Source organism: Arthrobacter sp. K4-10C, assembly GCF_059090085.1.
In genome coordinates this window covers 38,783-60,026 of record NZ_JBNHFI010000001.1, presented here as the reverse complement: position 1 = coordinate 60,026, position 21,244 = coordinate 38,783, and the positions used below count along the sequence as shown (strand labels likewise).

The window sequence follows — 21,244 nt, the reverse complement described above, 5'->3', positions numbered from 1 at the left end:
ACGGGGCGCTCGATGTTTCACGGACGGCCGGGCCGTACAAGCTAGGCGCCAAGCTCCGCCGCGGCCACTGTGGGCAATGTGGGGGATTGGGAGCCGCCCACCGGTTCCACGGTGATTCCCAGGGCGGAGGCGGAGGAGATGCCCTGCACCACAGCTGGCTTGGACAGCGCGTCCTCATCCATCAGGCCCTGTGAAACGGGGGCCGAACCGTCCTTGGGAATCAGCCACATCTGGTAGACCTTGCCGTCAGGCGGGGCCGGAACACCATTCATCTTCACCACCGCGGCGTCTTTCGACGACGATATGAGCAGGGTGGCGGTGCCGCCTCCGGACACTCCTACCGACGCCTCACGAAGGTCGCCCGCCCGGACAACCTGGTTGACGGGATCGTTCTGGTCGGCAATGTAGGAACCCACCCCAACGCCGCCCAGCGCAATTGCTGCAGCGGCGGCAACGCCGGCAAGCCAGCGGCGCGTCCCGGCTGGCCGGCGCCGTTCCTCGCGGCGCTGCCGTGCTGCGGCGAGCTCATCGGCGCTGTCCGCCCCGACAGTGGGGCCTGGCGGGGCGGCGGGAGCGCTGGCGTCGGACTTTACCTCCTGCCGCATGTTGGGGTTGTCCGGCAGCTGGGCGACGATGCGGTTGAAAAGGTCCGCAGGAGGCTCGTCCTCGAACCGGAACGTCATGGCCAGCGTCTCGCGTGCCTGGCGGACGCGCTCCAGGAAAGCAAGACGTTCCGCTTCCGGGGCAGCTGAGATGTAGTCCTCTATGGCCTGGCGTTCGTGGTCCGAAAAGGCGTCCAGGGCATAAAGCTCCGACAGGTCCACAGCCCGGCCTGAGGCCAGGTCCATTGCAACGGTATCGCCGAAAGCTCCGGAACTGCCGTTGCGTCCATGGTTCGTGTCTGACATCTCAACTCACCCCCAAACAGGTCTTCAATCTGATCAGTCCGTCGCGGATGCGGGACTTGATGGTTGGTATTGCTGCGTTCAGCTGCTCTGCCACCTCGCGGTACGTGAGGCCGCCGTAGTAAGCAAGGCGTACGGACTCCTGCTGGGTTTCGGTCAGCGTTCCCAGGCAGCGGACCACCGCTTCGGCTTCGAGCCTGCTGCCTACTTCATCGGAAACGGTGTCGTGGTCGATGTCCTGGGTGCTGGCGCCGTACTTCGCCTCGCGGTCCGTCGATGACTGCGATGACCGGACTTTGTCAACCGCACGGCGGTGCGAAATGGTCATGAGCCAGGAAAGCGGGCTGCCTGCACCTGGATCGAATTTCGCCGCACTCTGCCACACCTGAAGGAAGACTTCCTGGGTGGTGTCCTCGCTCAGTTCCGGGTCGATCAGCACCCTGCGCGCCATGCCGAACACCCGGCGGGACGTGAGCCGGTAGAACTCCGCGAACGCCGCCTGGTCGCCTTGGGCAATGCCTTCCAGAAGGAGCACAAGGCGCTGGCTGAGGTCAACCGGCGGATCTGTAACCGCGGCAAGGCCCTCGGTATTCGGCGCGTTGGGAGTTTCCATCACAACCAAGCATAAGTCTGACGGCGGTGGACCTTCAGCCGGCCGGCTGCGGGTGCCGGTGCCTGCCGGAGAGCCTGCATCTAGTAGTGTCACCCCGCCGCTCCCCGATCACCGCTGGAATTGTTTCCACGAGTTATTCGGGGTGGGGGAGGACTTGGATGGGCGGGCGGGAAGAATATCTTGCAGCCCCGGCGCCGCCGGGGGGCTCAGATCCGGGCGCCAGCAAACCCCTGCTGCCGCCATGCCTCATATACGGCAATGGATGCGGCGTTGGCCAGGTTGAGTGAACGCAGTGCGGGAAGCATGGGCAGCCGCACCGTGGCGGTGACGTGGGGGTCCTTTTTCAGTTCCTCTGGAAGGCCTACGGACTCCCTGCCGAACATCAGGACATCGCCGGGCTGGTACGCGATGTCCGTGTAGCTGGCCGCTCCGTCCGAGGTGAAGGCGTAGACGCGTTCCGGCTGCAGGCGCTGCCAGGCGTCGTCTATGGTTTTGTGCACGGTAACGACGGCGAGGTCGTGGTAGTCGAGTCCGGCCCGCCGCAGTTTGGCGTCGGAGAAGTCAAACCCGAGAGGTTCCACAAGGTGCAGTTCAGCCCCTGTGATGGCGGCAAGCCGGATGGCGTTGCCGGTATTGCCGGGGATTTCAGGGGCATGGAAGAGGATGCGGAACACGTTCCCATCCTAGCGACAGACCGCCCTGAACGCGGTTCAGTGCATGCCGCGCAGAAGCCGGGCCAGGACGGGGACGTTGACGGTGTTGGGCGCTGGCCCGGCGGCAAGGAACTCCTTGATGCCACGCACCATCCCCGCTCCGTTCACGATTTGCACCGTTTCCAGCGCTCCTGCCGGGCGCCGGTGATGGTCGATGACCGGCTCGTGCAGGTTTCCGCTGGGGCTAAGGACCACTGTCCAGCCGGTGACGTTCAGTTCCGGAAAGATGTCCTGCATGGCCCGCACCAGGTGCGCCAGCTGCGGCGGGGCAATGGTGCGCGAGCCGTGGTTCAGGGTCCTGCCATCCCACGCGTACGCGCCTTTGGGAAGGAGCATGGAGTTGACCAGTGCCAACCGGTAACCAGACAGGACTGCGTGGTCGATGTGGGTGTTGTCCGCCGGTGACTGGAGCCCGTTGATGAGCCGGGCAGCCGGAATGGCCGGCAGCACCTGGCGGGTCAGGAGCTGGACCGTCCGCATCTCCCGCTGGATCCTGGCCTCGGCACCGAAAATGCCGCGCTTCCGGGGCATACCGTGAACCTGCTGGCTGGCCTGCGCCAACGGAATGAGCGGAACGCTGCCCGCCGTTCCGCCCTCGTAGGGCGGCACATAGACGGGTGGATCCCCGGCCGTGTTGCGGGCGCTCGCTGGCCGGTGGACTGTGGCTGAGGCGCGGCTCCCGGCCGGAGGGGCATCAAAGTGCGGTTCAGTGTCAGCGGTGTCCCGGACCGTGCCTGCCGCGTAGGAACGGTCGTATGCTTTGCGGCGCTTCGGATCGATGAGGGTCTCGTACGCTGCGGTCACCCGCCGGAAGGACGCAGCGTCTCCGCCATGGTCCGGATGCGCGGTGCGGGCAGCACGCCGATAGGCCACCTTGATCTCCTTCTCGGTGGCAGTGACCGCCACCTGAAGGACCTGGTAATAGGAGCTGCTGCACTCGGTCAAGCACTCATCCTTTTCCTCGTGGGCCGGCCCTTAAGGGCGAGCCGGGCCAGCCCAGTTTAGCCAGCATTGGAACCGTGCCCTGATGAGATAACGACCGTTCGGGTTCCGCAGGTTCCCCGCCTTCCGCAGTCTAGACTCGTGCATGCACGGCCGAGCGGGCCGATGGGGAATGCGATGGGGTGGATATGGAAAAGCCGACGGCGGAACGGCCTGCCGGTTACAGCAGGCGGAGGGCGGTCCCGGCAGCCGCGGTGGCCGCCGTCCTTCTCAGCGGCTGCAGCATTGACGTGCGAGACCCTGCCGCCCCGGAGGTGGCACCAAGCGCGCCGGCCCTGGCCACCCCCACCATCACACCCGGGCATGACGCCGAAGCCGTAGCTGCACAGGACCTGCCCTTCAGCGCCGGCGGCATCCTGGCCCGCGGCGTACCCGTCGGCATCTCCGACGGGCTGAAGGATGCGCCAGGCTGGAAAACCGTCAAGGAAAGCGTGGCGGGAGAAAACCAGTACCTGAAAGCGGACGGTTGCCTCGTGGCTGCCAAGGTCCGCAGCGGCCAGGAGGCCCTCGCCCGGGGCGACGACCGCGAATCCACTGTTGCGTTGTTCGAGTACCTTGACCCGACCATCCTGCCGGGCTACCTGAAGGCAGACACTTTGCGCTGGGGCGAAAGTCCGGAGGCTCCTGAGCGCCGCGTAGAAGTCCTGGCACTTGAGCAGGCGGCGCCACGCGGCAAGGCCACAGCTGTAATGGCACGGCTTTTCGCAACCGCAGGTTCGTCCATCTACGTTTCCGTGTCCTGCCCCGATGCTGCCACCCTCGCTGCAGCCCGCGCAGATGTGGCCAGCAGGCTCCGGGTTGTGCCGCCGTCGAGGTGAGCAGCAGGTGCTTCGCCCGTTAGTGCTCCGCCAGTTGATGCATGCTACCGGTCATGGCCATGCCGGCGGCCGGGAAGACCGGCTGCCGGCACCTTGGCCTTTTCTGCGGCTGGGTCAGCGTCCCGGGAGGAAGGCTGACCCTAGGCGGCGGGGTGGGTACCGCGTTGGGAGAGCCGGTTGAGTGCCAGTGCGCCCACCAGGAGCCCGAAATCACGGAGCGCCACATCGTAGAAGGCCCCCAGCAGGAGGAGGTTGATGATGATGCCGGCAAGCCATGCCGCCACCACGAGCGAGCCGAACCGCGGGCGGACCGCGACGATGATTCCGGCAGCTATCTCCACGGCGCCCACGACATACATGAATGTCTGGGCCGGGACGGGAACTACCGCGGTGGCCTGCGGGGCGAGGTATATGGTCCAGTCGGCCAGGATATTGGTGAACTTGTCCAGGCCGAAAATGATCGGCGCGACCGTGAAGACGGTGCGCAGCAGCAGGAACGCCTGGCGGGCAGGATCAATAGTCGGAACATGATGCGCCTGCACCGCGGATGCAATTTTCATGGCAACTCCTTCTAAAAGTAGGTATCACTATTTTAGAATCGGCGGTGTCTATAATCAAGAGATCTTGACTTTGGATTGGATCCTATGAACAGGCTTCCCTGGGCGCGGCGGATCGCTGCGCTCGCCTCCCTTACGGATGAGAAACGGCTGCAGCTCTTTGAGCTGGTGGCGCAGTCGCCGCATGCCGTGGGCCGGGACGAGGTTGCGCGGTCTGCCGGACTCCCCAGAAGCACGGTTTCGTTCCACCTGGACCGGCTGGTCCAGGACGGCCTGCTGGCTGTTGAATTCCACAAGCCTCCAGGCAGGACGGGACCAGGGTCGGGCCGCCCCGCAAAGATGTACCGGTCCATCGCGGGCGAAGTGAATGCCTCGGTCCCGGACCGGAACTACGACCTTGCCGGGGACCTCCTGGCCGAGGCCATCGAAAGGTCGCAGGCGCTGGGCGAGCCTGCTGGCGACTCACTGCGGGAAGCTGCGTTCCGCAAAGGCCGGGAACTGGCTGCGGGGGCCGAATCCCTTGAGGAATTCCTGGCCGCGGCAGGGTACCGGCCGGAACCGGACGCCGACGGTGGGTTCCTGCTGCCGAACTGCCCTTTCCACCGGCTGTCCCAGGCGCACGCAGGCGTGGTGTGCTCCATGAACGGGGCGTTCCTGCAGGGTGCCGCAGCCGGGTGCGGCGTCCCCGGGGACCGTGTGGTAGAGGCAGACCAGCCTGGCCACTGCTGTGCCCGGATCGCTCCAGCCGAGTAGCCGCGGCGGACTCAATGGCCGTGCTTGCCGGGGCAGTCGCAGGCGCGCCCGGCTAGAATTACAGGGTGCCCGCCTACCTCGATCATGCTGCAACCACCCCCCTTTCGGCCGAGGCGCTAGCTGCCCTGACCCGGGAACTCGCCCGCACCGGCAACCCGTCGTCGCTACACGGTTCCGGCCGGAGGGCCCGCCGCGTGGTCGAGGATGCCCGCGAGGCCGTGGCCGCTGCCGCCGGCGCGCACCCGTCGGAAGTCATCTTCACGTCCGGCGGAACTGAATCGGACAACCTTGCCGTCAAAGGCCTTTACTGGGCCCGCCTCGCGGAAAACCCAGTGCGGCGGCGCATCCTGTGCTCCGCCGTCGAACACCACGCAGTGCTGGACACCGTGGAGTGGCTGGAGCGCCATGAAGGCGCCCAGGTGACCTGGCTGCCCGTGGACGGCAACGGCGTGGTGGACCTGGAGTTCCTCGAAGCCGAACTGGCACGGGACCCGGCCAGTATCGCGCTGGTGACCGTGATGTGGGCCAACAACGAGGTGGGTACCATCCAGCCGGTGCGCCGGGTTGTGGAACTGGCCCACGCTGCCGGCGTTCCGGTGCATTCGGACGCGGTGCAGGCTTTCGGGTCGCTTCCCGTGAACTTCAAGGAGTCCGGCCTGGACGCCATGTCGATCTCCGGGCACAAGATCGGCGGACCCGTGGGCGTGGGAGCCCTCCTGCTCGGACGCGCCGTCAAACTCACCCCTGTCCAGCACGGCGGCGGGCAGGAACGCGACGTCCGCTCGGGCACCCTGGACACCGCCTCCATAGCAGCCTTCGCCGCCGCCGCGGGGTCTGCGACCTCCACCCTTACCGAGGAAGCCGGGCGCATCGCAACCCTGCGGGACCGCCTTATCGAGGGCGTCCTGGAACGGGTTCCGGAGGCAGTCCTCCGCGGTGCACCGGGCGCCGGCCGGCTCCCCGGCAATGCGCACTTCACCTTCCCGGGCTGTGAAGGAGACTCACTTCTGTTTCTCCTGGACCTGGCAGGCGTGGAGTCGTCCACGGGGTCCGCCTGCACGGCCGGAGTGCCGCGCCCGTCCCACGTCCTGCTCGCCATGGGGCTCGACGAGGAAACAGCCCGCGGCGCCCAGCGCTTCACCCTGGGCCATGCGTCCGCGGACGGCGACGTCGATGCCCTGCTGGCTGCCCTTCCGGATGCCTATGCCCGTGCCAGGCAGGCGGGAATGGCCGGGCACGAGTCCTCAATCCAGACAGCCGGCACCGTTGCCCGGCAGGGGACCGGCAACCGCTGACCGTGTATCCGATGCTGGGCGCTTTACACGAGGCCGTAGAATAGATAGGCGAGGATCGTTTCCGGGAGCCTGCCTGTTCGATCCGCACTGCCGGTCCGGACCCCTGCCGGTGCCGGCCGAAACCTTCCCCGACAGAAAGCCAGCATGCGAGTTCTAGCAGCCATGAGCGGCGGAGTTGACTCCGCTGTTGCCGCCGCCCGCGCCGTGGAGGCCGGGCACGACGTCGTCGGGGTCCACCTGGCGCTGTCGCGGATGCCAGGCACCCTGCGGACGGGCAGCCGCGGCTGCTGCACCATCGAGGATTCCCGTGATGCCTGGCGGGCCTGCGACGTCCTGGGCATTCCCTACTACGTGTGGGACTTCTCGGAGCGCTTCAAGGAAGACGTGGTCCAGGACTTCATCGATGAGTACGCGGCCGGGCGCACCCCCAACCCGTGCATGCGCTGCAATGAGCGGATCAAGTTCGCGGCCCTGCTGGAAAAGGCGATTGCGCTGGGCTTCGACGCCGTCTGCACCGGCCACTACGCCAAGGTCATCGAGGACGCGGACGGAAACCGTGAACTGCACCGCGCCGCGGACTGGGCCAAGGACCAAAGCTACGTCCTGGGCGTCCTGACCCATGAGCAGCTTAAGCACTCCATGTTCCCGCTCGCCGACACGCCGTCGAAGGCCGAAGTCCGGGCGGAGGCCGAGCGCCGCGGGCTCTCGGTGGCCAACAAGCCCGACAGCCATGACATCTGCTTCATTCCCGACGGCGACACGGCCGGGTGGCTCGCCGAGAAAATCGAGATGACCCGCGGTGACATCGTGGACGAGACCGGCGCGAAGGTGGGCGAGCACCCCGGCGCCAACGCCTTTACCGTCGGCCAGCGCCGGGGCCTGAAGCTGGGAACCCCCGCAGCTGACGGGAAGCCCCGGTTCGTGCTTGAGATCCGGCCCAAGGAAAACAAAGTAGTGGTGGGTCCCCAGGCCCTGCTCGCCATTGACGAGATCCGGGGCGTCAAGGTGTCGTGGGCGGGCCTGCCCATCCCGGAAGTGGAAAACGGCGAGGAGTTCGACTGCTACGCGCAGGTGCGCGCCCACGGTGATCCCGTACCTGCAGCTGCCCGCATGGAGATGGGCGCAGAAGCGGCCGGCCAGCTGGTGGTGCGGCTGGCAGACCCCCTTCGCGGGGTTGCTCCCGGGCAGACCGTGGTCCTCTACCAGGGCAGCCGGGTCCTGGGCCAGGCAACCATCGACGCCGCACGGTCCCTGCAGCGCGCCGCACTCTAACCACCGGCACCGGCCCTTAACACCCGGTTCAACGGCCCGCCTGCCCATAGACTGGGAACATGACGCAGCACAACCTCCCCTCACCCGAATCCGACGAATACGATCCTTCCGCCAGTTCATTGGCCGGCCAGGTGGACAACTCGGTGATGGCTGAACTGCTGTCCATCCGCTCCAGCATCGACAACATCGACGCCACGCTGGTGTACCTCCTGGCCGAGCGCTTCAAGGCCACCCAGAAGGTGGGGTTCCTGAAAGCCGCCCACCGGCTTCCTGCCGGTGACCCGGGACGTGAGACCGCCCAGATCGCCAGGCTCCGCCGACTCGCCGAGGACGCCCACCTGGATCCGGCCTTCGCCGAAAAATTCCTGAACTTCATCATCGGCGAAGTCATCCGCCACCATGAAGCAATCGCCGAGGACCACCAGGCAGCCTCAGGCCAGCACCCGCAGGCATCAGCACTCGCGTGACCATGGGTGAACGGCGCGAACCCGCCGCCGGTGCCGCTTTGGACAAGGCGCCGCCGGCGGAAGTGACTGCAACCGGTCTTGGACCATGGCCGGGCGAGGACCCTTTGGAAGCCGCCCGGATCATCCGCGGCGAACTCGGCCGCCCGCATCTGCCGTTCCTCGCCGAACTGCCGGCCCGCGGCGTTGGCTCCGACGCCCTGGGACGCACCGCCTCGCTGCTCGAGGAACTGGCCGTCGACGTCCAGCCCTACGGGTGGCGGCTTGTCGACCGCCCCGGAAAGGACGTCCGCCGCGCAGCCTCGGCGCTCGCCACCGACATCAACGTCCTGGCCGACGTGGCCGGGACCGAGGAGACGGCCGCGGAGGAAATCAAAGTCCAGGTGGTGGGCCCCCTCAGCCTTGCCGCCGGGTTGCATCTTCACAACGGCGAACGCGCGCTGGTGGACTACGGTGCACGGCGGGACCTTGCCGACTCGCTGGCCGCCGGTGTGGGCGGTTATCTCGCCCGTGTAGCCGCGGCCGTACCGGGCGCACGCCTGGTGGTCCAGCTGGACGAACCCGATATTGCCGCCGTGCTCGCCGGCACCATTCCCACCGCCAGCGGCTACCGCACCCTGCGGGCTGTGGGCTCGGCTGAAGCCCGGGAATCGTGGCGCGTGGTGATAGAAGCCCTTCGCGCCGCGGGAGCTGGTGAAGTGGTGGTGTCCGTTCCCGCCATCGAGGCGCCGATCGAAACCATCCTTGCCTCCGGCGCCGACGGCGTCGCAGTGGCCTTGAAGGCCCTGACTTCCCGGCAATGGGAGCAGCTGGCGGGGGCGGTTGAGGCGGGCAAGCGGCTGTGGGCGGGGGCGCTGGACGTGGACGGAGGAAGCCTCCCCAAAGTCGCGGACTGCGTGGAATCCCTGTGGCGCCCCTGGCGGCAGCTCGGTTTGCCGGCGTCGTCCCTCCACACCCTGCGCGTCACGCCGTCGGCGGGCCTGGCGGGGCAGACCCCTGCGCAGGCTACCGCCGTGCTGGGCCGGCTGACCCAGCTGGCGGACGGCCTGAACCAGCTAGCCCTGGGCTAGCGGCCAGCCCGCCCTATACCCGGTTCTCCCAGCGGTCCGGCTGTGCGTAGCGCGGCAGGAAGCTCTGGGCCGGACTGCCTCCGGTGTAGGGACGCAGCCGGTAGTCGAAACTGCCGGCGTAGACAAGGACCAGGCCAATCTGCGGCTGGATGACCTTCACCTGGATGCGGTGCTTGCCGCTGGGTCCTCCTTCAGGATCCCACCATTGTTCGGCATACGCCTTGGCGTCCACGCGCGCAGGCAGGGGCACGCGGAGCGGGCCGAGGAAGAGCCGTGAAGCCTCCGAGACTCCGCGCAGTCTTCCCGTCGGAGTGACACTCAGGTTCAGGTCGGTCACCATCCGGCGGTAGCGGCCCACGTAGTCCACCAGCTGCGGGGCCCCGTTCCGGGTGGTGGCGCTGGTGGTGTCCTGGAAGATACGGGTCCGGGAGGGAAACCGGATCTCGCGCCGCGCGGTAAGGCTGGACCGGCCGAACGGGTCCTGGTGGGCGTGGTTCTCGATCCGGAACGGAATGTTCTCGCCGTAATCGGGGAAGAAGGCTTCCTCTCTACTGGTGAGGCGCAGCAGCGGACGCAGCCACTCCTGCCGGCAGCCCACCACGTCGAACGTGCCTTCGCCGATTCCATAGGTGCCGGAGCCGGGCACCAGGGAGAAATAGTCCTGCAGTTCAGGCTGCAGCCTGGCAAAGTCCGTGCCAAGGACCTGCTGGTAGATGGGTACGTTCACAAAGCTCCTCCTGCCGGGAAAGACTCCACTGGCCTCACAATTTACCGGCCGCTTTGAGCCTGATGTACATGTCCGCCAGCCGCGGGGGCAACTGGTGTGGTTCCGCGTCCACCACTTCCACGCCGTAGCGGCGGAGTTCGGCGCTGACTGCGGCACGCTGCAGGAGTGCGCGTTCTGCAGCGGCGGCACGGAACACTCCGGCGGCGTCACCGCGTTCCCGCAGCATCGTGCCCAGCTGTGGATCCCGGACAGCTGCCACCACCACGACGTGGTCCTGCGCAAGCCGAGCCGCGGCGGGCAGCAGGCCTTCCTCAGGCGCCCCGCTGTCGAGGGACGTCAGCAGCACCACCAGGGAGCGGTGGGCGGTGACGGCACGGACCTGGGCCGGGATGGCCGGCCAGTCCATTTCGATGAGCTCCGGGTCCAGTGGTGCCATGGCCTGGACCAGCTGCCCGAGCAGGTTGCCCTGCACCGCGGATCCTGCCCGGGCCCGGGTCCGGCGGTCAAAGGCAAGGAAGTCCACCCGGTCCCCGCCACGCTCGGCGAGGACACCGAGCAGGAGCGCGGCTTCCATGCCGGTATCGAGGCGGGTTTCGTCATCGATCCTCGCCGCCGAGGTCCGCGAGGTGTCCAGGACCATCACCACGCGCCGGTCGCGTTCAGGCCGCCACGTGCGGACCACGACGGCGGACCGCCGCGCGGTTGCCCGCCAGTCGATGGAGCGGACATCGTCACCGCGGACGTAGTCGCGCAGGGAGTCGAACTCGGTGCCTGCGCCCCGGATCTGGACGGCGGCTTTCCCGTCCAGCTCCCTTAGCTTCCGCAGCTTGGACGGCAGGTGCCGCCGCGAATTGAACGGAGGCAGGACGCGCAGCGCCCCGGGGCAGTCTATGGTCCGCTGGCGTGCGGCGAGCAGGAGGGGCCCGAAGGAGCGCAGCGTGACGTGCGGGGCCTTGAGGTCTCCGCGGCGGATTGGCCGGAGCCGAACTGCAATGCGCCTGGTTTCGTGGGCCGGGATGTCGATGCGCTGGACCGGATTACCTGCTCCCGCGGACGGCTGCCAGCCATCGCGGAGGATGCCGTGCAGGCGGCGGCTCCCGTCGTTGCTGACACTGAGCCGGGCCTCAGCTGTCCCGTTCAGGGTGACGTTGCCCGGATCGGAGCGCAGCACTCTTACGGGCTTCAGTGAGCCGGCAAGAAGGAGGTCGGCTCCGCACAAGGTTGCGAGCACGGCCACTACGGCGAGCACCGTCCCCCATCCGGGCATGAGCAGGACAGGCACCAGGCCCAGCAGTACCAACAGGACAAAGCGCCCGGAGATGGCCATCAGCGGGGAACGGGAACAGACGCCAGGATGCTGCCCAGGACGTCGTCCACCCGGACACCGTCCATCTGGGCTTCGGGCTGCAGCGCAACCCGGTGCCGCAGGCAGGGCAGGGCCAGCGCCTTGACGTCGTCGGGGGTCACGAAACCCCTGCCGGAAAGCCAGGCCCAGGACCGTGAAGTGTTCAGCAGAGCGGTGGCGCCACGCGGCGACACACCGAGCAGGAACGACGGTGCCGCGCGGGTGGCCCGCACAAGGTCCACGATGTAGCCGATGATTTCCTGCTCGACGGCGACCCCCGTGACGGCGTGGCGCGCCCGGGCCAGGTCCGTGGCATCCGCCACGGCGCGCACCCCGGCGGCCGACAAATCGCGGGGGTCAAAGCCGGCGGCGTGGCGGCGGATGACCTCCATCTCATCAGTGCGCTCAGGCAGGGGCATGGTGAGTTTGAGCAGGAAGCGGTCCAGTTGTGCTTCCGGAAGCGGGTAGGTCCCTTCGTACTCCACGGGGTTCTGGGTGGCGGCCACGAGGAACGGAGCTGGCAGCGGGCGTGACACGCCGTCCACGGAGACCTGCCGTTCCTCCATCGCCTCCAGCAGTGAGGCCTGGGTCTTTGGCGGCGTCCGGTTGATTTCGTCCGCGAGGAGGAGGTTTGTGAAAACCGGTCCCTCCCGGAATGTGAATTCGGAGGTGTGCGAGTCATAGACCAGGGAGCCGGTGACATCGCCAGGCATCAGGTCAGGAGTGAACTGCACCCGCTTGGTGTCGAGGTCCAGCGCAGCAGACAGGGCCCGCACCAGCAGGGTCTTGGCGACACCCGGCACACCCTCCAGCAGCACATGCCCCTGGGACAGCAGGGCAATTAACATGCCGGTGACAGTGGCGTCCTGCCCCACTACCGCCTTTGACACTTCGTGGCGCACGTCCAGCAGGGCCTGCCGGGCAGAATCGTGCTCCATCGGGTCCAGGACCCGCTGGCCGCTGCCGTGTTCGTTCATCGGCCACTGACCTCTTTCTCTAGGTTGTCCAGTTCCTGGGCCCAGGCCACGAGCCGGGACTCGCTTTCTGGGCGGTGGTTGACGAGATTCCGAACCTCGGCCGCGGGCCTGCCCAGCAACCGGGCCGCCGCATCAATGACGGTGTCAGCAGAGGCCCCGGGTCCCAGCCGCAGTTTCCCGGCAAGCCGTACCAGGAGGCCCGCCCGGAGGTTGTCGCGGGCCTGGTCGATAGCGTGGGAATCGTGGTACATCCGGGCGCGGCCCTCGGCGGTCTCCACGGCCTTCACCACCACGGGCAGCGGCTCGAACACGAGGGGGCCGGTCCGCCTGCCCCGCCACGCGATCGCGGCCAAGGCGACGACCAGCAGCCAGGGGCCCAAGAAGCGGACCCAATCGGGCGCCAGGTCCTCCAGGGTTTGCCCCGGGCCGGACGTTTCCAGGTCCTCCAGCGATGGCAGGTACCAGACAAGGTCCGGCGTCCTGCCCAGCGTCCGGAGCGCAAGGGCTGCATGTCCCAGTTCATCCAGCTGCCCGTTGGCCAGGACGGCCGGGCTGCCGAGGACGGTCAGCCGCCCGTCCTGGCTGACGGCAAGCAGCCCGGCGGTACCCCCGGAAGGGCGGTAACAGGACACCCCGCCGTCGTACACGAAACCCTGCCCGCCGGAGATGTCCCCGGCCGCCTGCGCGTCAGGAAGTGGACAGCCGGGGGCCAGCAGGGGAGAGCCTTCGGGCACCACGCCCGCCTGCCGGATGCCGCTGTCCAGGGCGGTTAGTGTTTGCAGCCGCGGGGTGACCACTACAACGTGCCCGGCCGAGGCCGCCAGCTCCAGGAGCTGCGGTTCGTCAAGGATGCCGTTGCGGTCGTACAGCAGGAGGGTGGGGGAGGAGCTTACCTCCAGCGCGGACATCGCCTCCTCGAAGGTCCCCGCGCTGTGCACGTCCACCCCATGGCGGCCCAGGATCTGGGTGACCGCCCGGGCTCCTTCCGGGCCCGCGTTGCTGGCGGACAGTGGAACGTCGTCGCCTTTGGGAGCCAATTGGCCCCAGATGACCAGGCCCAAAGCGACAGCTACCACCATGCCAAGGGCAGCAAATGCCCGGTGCCTGCGGAGCCACGACCGGGGGCTTCGTCCGGCACCGGGATCCGGGTCCGGGCCGGTCCCTGCCTGGTGGGCACCGGCAGAAAGGACTTCCGTCATGCCGGGACCGCCGGGGGCTGCACTGCGGGTTCCGGCTTGCGTGTCTGGAGGGCGGTATCCAGCCCGGTGATGTCCTGGTAATCGGCTTGGCTGGCCAGCATGTTTCCGTAACGGACCGCGTCGAAGGCGCCTGCCGCGCGATCCAGGCGCCGCGCTTCGGCAGGGAACGGCACCGCGAGGTCGCGTGCCACTTCGTCTGCTGTGCGCCCGGGCTGCGGATCCAGGATGGTGCGGTCTTCAGCTGCGCTCACCAGGGCACGGAATCGTTCGACGACGGCGTCCCCCCAGTTTCCTGTTGCGGCCGCCGCTTCGGCGCGCTTCCGGTAGTCAGCAGCGGAGAGGACGCTGTCCGGCTCGAAGATCTCCCTTGCCTGCCGTGATGCAGCGTTCAGGCGGGGCCTCGCGAGGATGACGGCGGCCGCAATGATGACGGCGATCACGATGCCGATGACCGGGCTTGGCAGCGGGCCGGGGGACTGCGTGGATCCGTCAAGGGATGAGAACCAGTCCAGGAAGTTGTCCCACATGGTCTCAAGCCATGACGGGGCGGCATCCCGGTACTCGGCCTTGGCCAGTTCCTCCGCGGCCCACTGCCGGGCTTCCCCTCGTTCGGGGAGTACCGGTGGTTCAGCGGACATGTGGCCAAGCCCCCGGGGCAGGCCCGGCATCCGGTCCGCGGACGTCAGCGGGGGTGGTGCGGCCGGGTACACCGTCGGGATCCGCCCCCGATTCCATAAGCCGGAGGAGGGTGATGTCCAGGCCGTCCTTCCGCATCCGGAGGTCCATGTAGAGCAGCGCCATCACGGAGGTCTGGAACGCGTACCCGAGGGCGCCCACAAGTGCCCCAAGGACGGCTGTGACCACTCCCAGGGCCACGGCGACTGCCGCCGCCTGTTCGGTGCCCCCGTGGGGATCGGCGAAAGTGGTGAGGAAACCTGCCAGAAGGCTTACCGGGATCATCACCACCTGGCTGATGATCCCCACCAGGATGCTGACCACCAGCGTGATGCCCAGGATCCGCCACCAGTTGGCGCGGGTCAGCTCCCAGGACCGGCGCAACCCGGCGAGGGCTCCCAGCTCCTCAATGACGACGGCGGCGGGAGCGACCATCAGTTTGACGCCGATCCAGATGAACAGCGCAATGAACGCCAGAACCGCCGGGATGAGCAGGAAGGCGCCGGTCCCTTCCATGCTGGACACGAGGGCTACCGCAAGCACAGCGAGAAGGGCGAACGCGAGAAGGGCGGCCGCCATTAGCAACAGCGCCAGCCTGATGAGCGCACCCGCCCTTGACCGCGAGAGCATCCACATCTGGCGGAAACCCGTCCGCCGGTTCAGGATCGCCCGCGCCACCGGAACCACCATGGCCCCCTGCAGGACTGCCGAGATCAACAGGGTCAGCAGGCCAACCACCAGGATGGCGGCAAAGAACCCGAATCCCAGCGATGCCATATCTGCCGGGCTGGCGCTCTCGGCCCAGGCTTCGATCGAACCCATGGACGTTGCGGTCACGGCAGTGATCACGGCGGCAAGGATTGCCGTCAGCGACTGGGCCAGCAAGGCTGCGCCCAGCATCGCCTTCGCATTCCGCCGGATGGCCTGGAAGGAACCGTCCATGATTTCCCCGAACATCAGCGGGCGCAGCGGAACAATGCCGGGCTTGGGCGGGGCTACGTAGCGGGGCTGGCCGTAGGGGCCGCCGTTCTGCATTCCCGGGTAAGCAGCCCCGCCATAGGGAGCGCCTGCATAGGGGGATCCCGTGTTCGGGGGCGCGCCCCACGGCGGCTGCTGCCCGGGAGGTTGCTGCTGCCAGCCGGGCGGTCCCCACTGCTGCTGCCCGGCACCCTGATGTGGTCCAGGCCACTGAGAACCCGAAGGCTGCTGCCCAGGCCATTGTTGTCCGGGCCACTGCGGGCCTGAATCCTGTGGTGACACCATGTTCCTTCCCCCTTACCAGGCCGTCAGCTGACCCGCCGCGCCCGGCACAGAGTGCGGAAGGCGCGGGGAAGGTGCGGCATGACCCCAGCCTATAGTTCCGGCGTCGGCCGTCCTAGCGTTCCGCCATGCCGTAGGCCGCTGAACAGGACAAAGCATGCCTGATAAGGGAATATATAACTATGAAGGCACGCATTCTGGTGGTTGACGATGATGAAGCGCTGGCCGAAATGATTGGAATTGTTCTTCGCAATGACGGCTTTGAGCCCGTCTTCTGTGCGGACGGCGCAAAGGCGCTTGATGTATTCCGGTCATCCAGGCCGGACCTTGTACTGCTGGACCTCATGCTTCCCGGTGTGGACGGCATCGAGGTCTGCCGGCAGATCCGTGCCGAGTCGGATGTACCGATCGTCATGCTCACCGCCAAGTCGGACACTTCGGACGTCGTCCGCGGACTGGAATCCGGCGCCGACGATTATGTGCCAAAACCGTTCAAGCCCGCCGAGCTGGTAGCCAGGGTCCGGGCCCGCCTCCGCCCCGGCGACCAGAAGGCACCTGAAACGCTGCGCATCGCCGACATCACTATCGACGTCGCAGGCCATACCGTCAGCCGGGGAAACGAACGGATCTCGCTGACGCCGCTTGAGTTTGACCTCCTGGTGGCCCTGGCGCGAAAGCCGTGGCAGGTGTTCACCCGTGAACTGCTTCTCGAACAGGTCTGGGGCTACCGCCACGCAGCAGATACGCGCCTGGTGAACGTCCATGTCCAGCGCCTGCGGTCCAAGATTGAGCAGGACCCGGAGGCCCCGGAAGTCGTATTGACGGTGCGTGGTGTCGGCTACAAAGCAGGGGCCTGACCCCGCTGCTTCCGACGGGGGACGCGGTGCCGGCGTTTCCCCGCCAGCGACCCCCACTCCCGGGCGCGCTCCCGAGCGCCTTGGGGCAGCTGACTCGCGCCCCGGTCCGGAACATACCGATGCCCAGACCCCGGGCTTCCGGCAACTGGCGTTCCGTGGCCGGATCTGGCAGCGCCGTGCCCTGATCGTCAGTCTCCGGGTGGCACGGCTGGTGAACACAGGGTTCCGGCGGTTCCTTCCTGCCCTGCGCTACCTGGGACGTGCGCTGCAACGGCGGTGGCGCCGTTCCCTGCAGTTCCGGACAGTCCTGACCACACTGCTGCTGGCCGTCACATCGTTCGCGGTGGTGGGCGCGTACCTTTCCCACCAGATTGCCCACAACCTGTTCCAGGAGCGCCTGACGCAGGCCGAATCGGAGACCCGCTACAACGTCAAGCAGGTCCAGGAGACGTTCGACGGCGCCCAGGTCACCGACCAGTCAAGTGTGATCACCCTGGTTTACGACACCTTGAACGCGGTGGAGGGACGGGGTTCGGTCATCCAGCGCCGCTACGTTTTCGAGGCGATGCCGGAGCAGACCAAGCCCAGGAACCGGTGGGTCGAATCCCGTGCTTCGGACCAGTTGACCGTGAGCGTCATCCCACCTGACCTGCGGAAAGCCGTGCAGGAGTCCGGCAAGGACCAGTACTGGGCGTCCACCGTGATTCCCGTGGGCACCGAGGACCGCCCCGGCATCGCCGTGGGCAACAAAGTGACCTTTAACGGCACCGTCTACGAGCTGTACCTGATTTACGACCTGAACACCGCCCAGCAGACCCTGGATGAGATCCAGCGCGTGCTGTGGGCGGGCGGTGCGGTGCTGGTGCTGCTGATCGGTGCTGTCGCCTGGTATGTCACCCGCAACGTGGTCAGCCCTGTCAGCCATGCCGCGATGGTGTCCGAGAAACTTGCTGCCGGCCAGTTGCAGGAACGGATGGTGGTCCGCGGTGAGGATGAAGTGGCACGACTGGGCGCTTCCTTCAACCACATGGCTGCAAGCCTGCAGGAGCAGATCACCCAACTGGCCACCCTTTCCCAGATGCAGCAGCGATTCGTCTCCGACGTCTCCCATGAGCTCCGGACGCCACTGACCACCGTGCGGATGGCAGCAGAGGTGCTCTATGACGCCCGCGATGAATTCGACCCCATTAACAAACGCTCCGCCGAATTGCTCTATAACCAGGTGGAGCGCTTCCAGTCCCTGCTGTCCGACCTTCTCGAAATTTCCCGCTTCGATGCCGGCGTGGCCGTGCTGGATGCCGAACCGGAAGACATCCTGCAGGTTGTTGCCCACGTCATCGAAGGGGCGGCGCCCGTGGCAGCCGAATACGGGTCCGAAATTGTCCTGAGCGCTCCCGCCGGCGCCATCATCGTGGAAATGGATGCACGGCGTATCGACCGCATCCTGCGGAACCTGATCCTCAACGCCGTTGAACACGGTGAGGGGAAACCCGTGACGGTTACCGTGGCAGCCAACCAGGCCGCCGTCGGAATTGCCGTGCGCGACCAGGGCATCGGCATGGAACCGGCGCAAGCCGCCCGTGTCTTCGACAGGTTCTGGCGCGCGGATCCTGCCCGGGCCCGCACCACGGGCGGCAGCGGACTGGGGCTGTCGATCGCCATGGAGGACACAAAGCTGCACAACGGCTGGCTCCAGGCCTGGGGCAGGAAGGGCGCCGGCGCCAACTTCCGGCTCACGCTGCCGCTCCGCCAGGGGGAAGAAATAGACACGTCGCCAGTCCAGCTCGAACCTGACGACGTCATGGCGCCAGGTGAACCGCGCAACATTCCCAGGGAAACGGACAACCGCAACATGCTGGTCCTCGAAACAGGCAGCGCCCGCCTGGCTCCGGTGCCGACGTCGAAGGAAACGCAGTGATGGGCCCCCGGCTCGGCCAGGTAAAAGGGGCCGCCTTCCTGCTGGCCATCCTGCTCGTCCTGGCCGGCTGCGCGCGCATTCCCACCTCGGGACCGGTGGGAAAGAGCAGTGAAGGCAGCGCCGGAAACCTCAGCGCACCCGTGTTCCTCCCGGCAGCCCCGCAAGCGGGCGCCTCACCCGAGACCATCATTGACTACTTCTACCGGGCAGGCAGCGGCTACGAGGACGACTACGCCGTCGCCCGCCAATACCTGACCCAGGCTTCCTCCGTGTCCTGGAAGCCGGACCAGCGCGCCCTCGTCTACAGGGACGCGCGGGTGGTGGCAACAGACACCGAAAACGTCTTCAACTACGAGCTCGACGTTGCCTACACCGTTGATGCTGACGGCATTGCCACCCAGTCCCCGGAAGGAACGGTCGAAAAGATTCCTGTAACGGTCACCCAGGTGGACGGTGAGTGGCGCATCTCCGCGATTCCGGACGGTACTGCCATCGCTGAGGAAACGTTCAAGGTGATTTACGGAGCGTATCCGATCTACTTCTATGACCCCACCTTCACGTACGCGGTCCCGGACGTCCGGTGGTTCATCAGGAACAAGACGGTGAAGGCAATGACCAGCGCCCTGCTTGCGGGGCCGGCACCGTACCTGCGCGGTGCAGTAGCCAGTGCCTTCCCTTCCGGCATCAAGCTGGCCCGTGAATCCGTCCCGGTGGTGTCCGGTGCTGCCCAGGTGGACCTGACCGCGAAGGAATTAATGGAAACCTCGCCGGAGGACCGCCTGCGCATGCAGATGCAGCTGACGTTGACCTTCCGGAGCCAGCCCGATGTGGTCAATGTTGAGTTGCGGGCCAACCAGGACCTGGTGCGGGTGGAGGACGACGGGTCGGTTTTGCCGCCGGTGCAGGACAAGAGCGTGCCCTCGCGCCAAATCGCCATCAGCGGCAATGAACTGGTGAGGTACGAGAACAACAGGGTTTCCCCGTTGCCGGACATGCAGCCGGTCTCCGCGTTGAATCCGCGGTTCCCGGCAGAATCCCCGGTGTCCCAGACGGCGGCGTTCCTCAATGACAGCAGGACCACGCTGTACAGCATCAATCCAGGCCAGCCGGCACGTGCCCTCACCACCCGGAGCACGCTGAGCCGCCCCTCCTTTGGATTGAACGACTGGGTGTGGACTGCGGGGCCGGGCGCGAACGGCGCCACCGAGGTTGTTGCCTACCGCCCGTCCGGGGTGGCCGAGGGCTCGTCCGTCCCGACCGTAACCCTGGCGCCTGCCTGGCTCGCCGGCCGGACGGTGAAGGAATTCCGGATCTCACGGGAGGGTGTCCGCGCGCTGGTCATTTCAGAACAGAACGGCAGGACACGGGTGCAGGTGGCAGGCATCATCCGCGGCGGGGACGGGACGCCGCGGGAACTGACGGCGCCCGTCACGCTGGCGACCGAAAGCAACCCGGACCAGGGGGCGTGGGTCAGCGACACCACAGTTGCCGTCATGAAGGGGTCAGCGTCGGCCAACGTCACCCCGGAACTGCTGTCCCTCACCTCCGGGCAGCCGCAGCAGCTCGCTCCGTGGCCCGGGCTTGTGGCCCTTAGCGCAGGAAATGGCGCGGAGGAGGTTTACGGCCAGTCGGAGGAGGGCATTTTCCAACGGCTGGGCAACGGCTGGTCGCCCCAGATCAAGGGGCCTATTGATCCCTCGTTCCCAGGATAGGAATTCCCCGGGTAGGAATTCCCCGGGTAGGAGACGGCAGGGCTGCCCAACCCGCAACCCTTGCCCGGCGCGGGATATCCACATACATCGCCTGCACCTACCGCTCAGGGCTGGCGGCGCGGAACGTGGAGCCATGAGCGCATCCTTCCAGCCGGGCCCACGCCGAGCCCGGGCGGATCCAGATCTTTTCCCTCCCGCACCCAGGTCCGCCAGGCACCGCTCCGGGCACCGAAGCCGGCTGCTGCGTCTGGGAGACCACCTGTCCGGCGCGGCCGCCGATCTCCTGGCCCTGGCCGTTCCGGTGGATTGCGTGTGCTGCGGCGCGGAAGACCGTGCGCTCTGCAACGCCTGCACCCGCAACATCAGGCGCCTGGCCAGGGCTCCGTTTAGGGCTGAGGGCGGAGCGCCGGCGCTGATGGATGTCGGGGGCAGGGTACTGTTGCCCGTCGTAGCGGCCGGTGTCTACCGCGAGGAACTCTCGCAGGCGCTTTTGTCCTTCAAGCGGCACGGCCAGCGTCAGCTGGGAGACGTCCTTGGCCGCGTACTTGCCGGCGCCGTCCGGGCGGCGGCGGGGGAGGGGCAGGCAATTTTCCTTGTCCCTGTTCCCACGAGTTCCGCGGCCTTCGTGACCCGGGGATTCAGTCCCGTCCACCTGCTCCTGGCCGATGCTGCACGGCACCTGCCGGGGGTCCGGGTGACAGATGTCCTTGCGAACACCAGCCGGTCAGGCGCGCGGCTTCCCGGCGGTCAGAAAGGGCTCGGCCGGGGAGCCCGGACCAGACGGGTTCGCGGGTCCATGAAGGTCCGGAAGCGGGCCCGGGCGGGGGTGGTGGGATGCCGCTGCATTGTCGTTGACGACGTCCTCACCACCGGCGCAACCCTGGCGGAGGCAGCCCGGGCCCTGCACCACGCGGGGGCAATTGTCACCGGTGCAGTGGTCCTGGCCGCGACACGCCCGCCCGATGCTGCCGGCGGCGGCACGGATGCCGCCGAAGCCGCGGAAGCAACCATGACTTAGAAAAAAATAAACCAGGAAAGGATGAATAACGGATGGCTATGAACTAACGTCGGTGGTGGGTACCAAGAACAGAATGTACCTGTCGATGGCGGCT

General features: G+C 67.1%; 21 protein-coding genes. 10 read left to right on the top strand and 11 right to left on the bottom strand.

From position 1 onward, the window contains the following. Window positions 1–41 precede the first annotated feature (41 nt). The 4 genes from AC5RUU_RS00245 to AC5RUU_RS00230 form a co-directional block, all read right to left on the bottom strand. On the bottom strand, window positions 42–908 hold the full coding sequence (locus AC5RUU_RS00245; protein ID WP_493973230.1) for an anti-sigma factor: 867 nt from the start codon (window positions 906–908) through the stop codon (window positions 42–44). A gap of 1 nt (window position 909) precedes the next feature. Continuing rightward, window positions 910–1,518 carry a sigma-70 family RNA polymerase sigma factor gene (locus AC5RUU_RS00240; protein WP_493973229.1) on the bottom strand — a complete coding sequence of 203 codons (609 nt, stop codon included), beginning with the start codon at window positions 1,516–1,518 and terminating at the stop codon, window positions 910–912. Between the two features lie 206 nt (window positions 1,519–1,724). Continuing rightward, entirely contained in the window at window positions 1,725–2,192 is a 468-nt protein-coding gene (locus AC5RUU_RS00235; RefSeq protein WP_493973228.1) for a tRNA (cytidine(34)-2'-O)-methyltransferase, read from the bottom strand. Window positions 2,193–2,228: 36 nt separating this feature from the next. Then, window positions 2,229–3,176 (bottom strand): J domain-containing protein, encoded by a 948-nt coding sequence (locus tag AC5RUU_RS00230; RefSeq protein ID WP_493973227.1) that lies wholly within the window; start codon window positions 3,174–3,176, stop codon window positions 2,229–2,231. Between the two features lie 185 nt (window positions 3,177–3,361). Here AC5RUU_RS00230 and AC5RUU_RS00225 point away from each other — a divergent pair, with 185 nt between their 5' ends. Then, on the top strand, window positions 3,362–4,051 hold the full coding sequence (locus AC5RUU_RS00225) for a hypothetical protein (RefSeq protein WP_493973226.1): 690 nt from the start codon (window positions 3,362–3,364) through the stop codon (window positions 4,049–4,051). 140 nt (window positions 4,052–4,191) lie between these two features. Here AC5RUU_RS00225 and AC5RUU_RS00220 read toward each other — a convergent pair whose 3' ends face one another. Further along, entirely contained in the window at window positions 4,192–4,611 is a 420-nt protein-coding gene (locus tag AC5RUU_RS00220) for a hypothetical protein (RefSeq protein WP_493973225.1), read from the bottom strand. 84 nt (window positions 4,612–4,695) lie between these two features. On the opposite strand from AC5RUU_RS00220, the gene AC5RUU_RS00215 reads away from it, so the two are divergent. From AC5RUU_RS00215 to AC5RUU_RS00195, 5 genes are all read left to right on the top strand, one after another. Continuing rightward, window positions 4,696–5,361 (top strand): helix-turn-helix transcriptional regulator, encoded by a 666-nt coding sequence (locus AC5RUU_RS00215; RefSeq protein ID WP_493973224.1) that lies wholly within the window; start codon window positions 4,696–4,698, stop codon window positions 5,359–5,361. Between the two features lie 65 nt (window positions 5,362–5,426). Further along, on the top strand, window positions 5,427–6,656 hold the full coding sequence (locus AC5RUU_RS00210; RefSeq protein WP_493973223.1) for a cysteine desulfurase family protein: 1,230 nt from the start codon (window positions 5,427–5,429) through the stop codon (window positions 6,654–6,656). Between the two features lie 144 nt (window positions 6,657–6,800). Beyond that, entirely contained in the window at window positions 6,801–7,928 is a 1,128-nt protein-coding gene (gene mnmA, locus AC5RUU_RS00205; RefSeq protein WP_493973222.1) for a tRNA 2-thiouridine(34) synthase MnmA, read from the top strand. Window positions 7,929–7,987: 59 nt separating this feature from the next. Next, window positions 7,988–8,395, top strand: coding sequence for a chorismate mutase (locus tag AC5RUU_RS00200; protein ID WP_493973221.1), 408 nt, complete (start codon window positions 7,988–7,990; stop codon window positions 8,393–8,395). 2 nt (window positions 8,396–8,397) lie between these two features. Then, window positions 8,398–9,462, top strand: a complete 1,065-nt coding sequence (locus AC5RUU_RS00195; protein WP_493973668.1) for a uroporphyrinogen decarboxylase/cobalamine-independent methonine synthase family protein — start codon at window positions 8,398–8,400, stop codon at window positions 9,460–9,462. Window positions 9,463–9,475: 13 nt separating this feature from the next. Here AC5RUU_RS00195 and AC5RUU_RS00190 read toward each other — a convergent pair whose 3' ends face one another. The 6 genes from AC5RUU_RS00190 to AC5RUU_RS00165 are packed head-to-tail and all read right to left on the bottom strand — an operon-like array spanning window position 9,476 to window position 15,420. Next, window positions 9,476–10,189, bottom strand: coding sequence for a DUF4166 domain-containing protein (locus AC5RUU_RS00190; RefSeq protein WP_493973220.1), 714 nt, complete (start codon window positions 10,187–10,189; stop codon window positions 9,476–9,478). Between the two features lie 34 nt (window positions 10,190–10,223). Then, window positions 10,224–11,516, bottom strand: a complete 1,293-nt coding sequence (locus AC5RUU_RS00185; protein WP_493973219.1) for a DUF58 domain-containing protein — start codon at window positions 11,514–11,516, stop codon at window positions 10,224–10,226. Further along, a complete protein-coding gene (locus tag AC5RUU_RS00180) occupies window positions 11,516–12,511 on the bottom strand; it encodes an AAA family ATPase (protein ID WP_493973218.1) in 996 nt (331 codons plus the stop codon). The genes AC5RUU_RS00185 and AC5RUU_RS00180 overlap by 1 nt, the downstream gene beginning before the upstream one ends. Beyond that, window positions 12,508–13,710 carry a DUF4350 domain-containing protein gene (locus AC5RUU_RS00175; protein WP_493973217.1) on the bottom strand — a complete coding sequence of 401 codons (1,203 nt, stop codon included), beginning with the start codon at window positions 13,708–13,710 and terminating at the stop codon, window positions 12,508–12,510. The genes AC5RUU_RS00180 and AC5RUU_RS00175 overlap by 4 nt, the downstream gene beginning before the upstream one ends. Continuing rightward, window positions 13,707–14,348, bottom strand: coding sequence for a DUF4129 domain-containing protein (locus AC5RUU_RS00170; RefSeq protein ID WP_493973216.1), 642 nt, complete (start codon window positions 14,346–14,348; stop codon window positions 13,707–13,709). Before AC5RUU_RS00170 ends, AC5RUU_RS00175 begins: the two co-directional genes overlap by 4 nt. After that, complete coding sequence (locus AC5RUU_RS00165) at window positions 14,338–15,420, bottom strand: DUF7847 domain-containing protein (RefSeq protein ID WP_493973215.1); 1,083 nt, start codon at window positions 15,418–15,420, stop codon at window positions 14,338–14,340. Before AC5RUU_RS00165 ends, AC5RUU_RS00170 begins: the two co-directional genes overlap by 11 nt. A gap of 407 nt (window positions 15,421–15,827) precedes the next feature. Between AC5RUU_RS00165 and mtrA the strand changes: the two genes are divergently transcribed. From mtrA to AC5RUU_RS00145, 4 genes are all read left to right on the top strand, one after another. Continuing rightward, entirely contained in the window at window positions 15,828–16,502 is a 675-nt protein-coding gene (gene mtrA, locus AC5RUU_RS00160) for an MtrAB system response regulator MtrA (RefSeq protein ID WP_493973214.1), read from the top strand. After that, complete coding sequence (gene mtrB, locus AC5RUU_RS00155; protein WP_493973213.1) at window positions 16,474–18,420, top strand: MtrAB system histidine kinase MtrB; 1,947 nt, start codon at window positions 16,474–16,476, stop codon at window positions 18,418–18,420. Before mtrA ends, mtrB begins: the two co-directional genes overlap by 29 nt. Then, the gene (locus AC5RUU_RS00150; protein WP_493973667.1) at window positions 18,420–20,132 is read left to right on the top strand and encodes an LpqB family beta-propeller domain-containing protein; all 1,713 of its coding nucleotides are present in this window, start codon (window positions 18,420–18,422) and stop codon (window positions 20,130–20,132) included. Before mtrB ends, AC5RUU_RS00150 begins: the two co-directional genes overlap by 1 nt. 133 nt (window positions 20,133–20,265) lie before the next feature. Beyond that, window positions 20,266–21,150 carry a ComF family protein gene (locus AC5RUU_RS00145; protein WP_493973212.1) on the top strand — a complete coding sequence of 295 codons (885 nt, stop codon included), beginning with the start codon at window positions 20,266–20,268 and terminating at the stop codon, window positions 21,148–21,150. The last annotated feature ends 94 nt before the right edge of the window (window positions 21,151–21,244 follow it).

Coding starts and splice junctions, on each gene's coding strand:
- AC5RUU_RS00245 (WP_493973230.1), bottom strand. CDS start 908: ATGTCAGACACGAACCATGGACGCAACGGCAGTTCCGGAGCTTTCGGC.
- AC5RUU_RS00240 (WP_493973229.1), bottom strand. CDS start 1,518: ATGGAAACTCCCAACGCGCCGAATACCGAGGGCCTTGCCGCGGTTACA.
- AC5RUU_RS00225 (WP_493973226.1), top strand. CDS start 3,362: ATGGAAAAGCCGACGGCGGAACGGCCTGCCGGTTACAGCAGGCGGAGG.
- AC5RUU_RS00220 (WP_493973225.1), bottom strand. CDS start 4,611: ATGAAAATTGCATCCGCGGTGCAGGCGCATCATGTTCCGACTATTGAT.
- AC5RUU_RS00215 (WP_493973224.1), top strand. CDS start 4,696: ATGAACAGGCTTCCCTGGGCGCGGCGGATCGCTGCGCTCGCCTCCCTT.
- mnmA (WP_493973222.1), top strand. CDS start 6,801: ATGCGAGTTCTAGCAGCCATGAGCGGCGGAGTTGACTCCGCTGTTGCC.
- AC5RUU_RS00200 (WP_493973221.1), top strand. CDS start 7,988: ATGACGCAGCACAACCTCCCCTCACCCGAATCCGACGAATACGATCCT.
- AC5RUU_RS00195 (WP_493973668.1), top strand. CDS start 8,398: ATGGGTGAACGGCGCGAACCCGCCGCCGGTGCCGCTTTGGACAAGGCG.
- AC5RUU_RS00185 (WP_493973219.1), bottom strand. CDS start 11,516: ATGGCCATCTCCGGGCGCTTTGTCCTGTTGGTACTGCTGGGCCTGGTG.
- AC5RUU_RS00180 (WP_493973218.1), bottom strand. CDS start 12,511: ATGAACGAACACGGCAGCGGCCAGCGGGTCCTGGACCCGATGGAGCAC.
- AC5RUU_RS00175 (WP_493973217.1), bottom strand. CDS start 13,710: ATGACGGAAGTCCTTTCTGCCGGTGCCCACCAGGCAGGGACCGGCCCG.
- AC5RUU_RS00170 (WP_493973216.1), bottom strand. CDS start 14,348: ATGTCCGCTGAACCACCGGTACTCCCCGAACGAGGGGAAGCCCGGCAG.
- AC5RUU_RS00165 (WP_493973215.1), bottom strand. CDS start 15,420: ATGCAGAACGGCGGCCCCTACGGCCAGCCCCGCTACGTAGCCCCGCCC.
- mtrA (WP_493973214.1), top strand. CDS start 15,828: ATGAAGGCACGCATTCTGGTGGTTGACGATGATGAAGCGCTGGCCGAA.
- AC5RUU_RS00150 (WP_493973667.1), top strand. CDS start 18,420: ATGGGCCCCCGGCTCGGCCAGGTAAAAGGGGCCGCCTTCCTGCTGGCC.
- AC5RUU_RS00145 (WP_493973212.1), top strand. CDS start 20,266: ATGAGCGCATCCTTCCAGCCGGGCCCACGCCGAGCCCGGGCGGATCCA.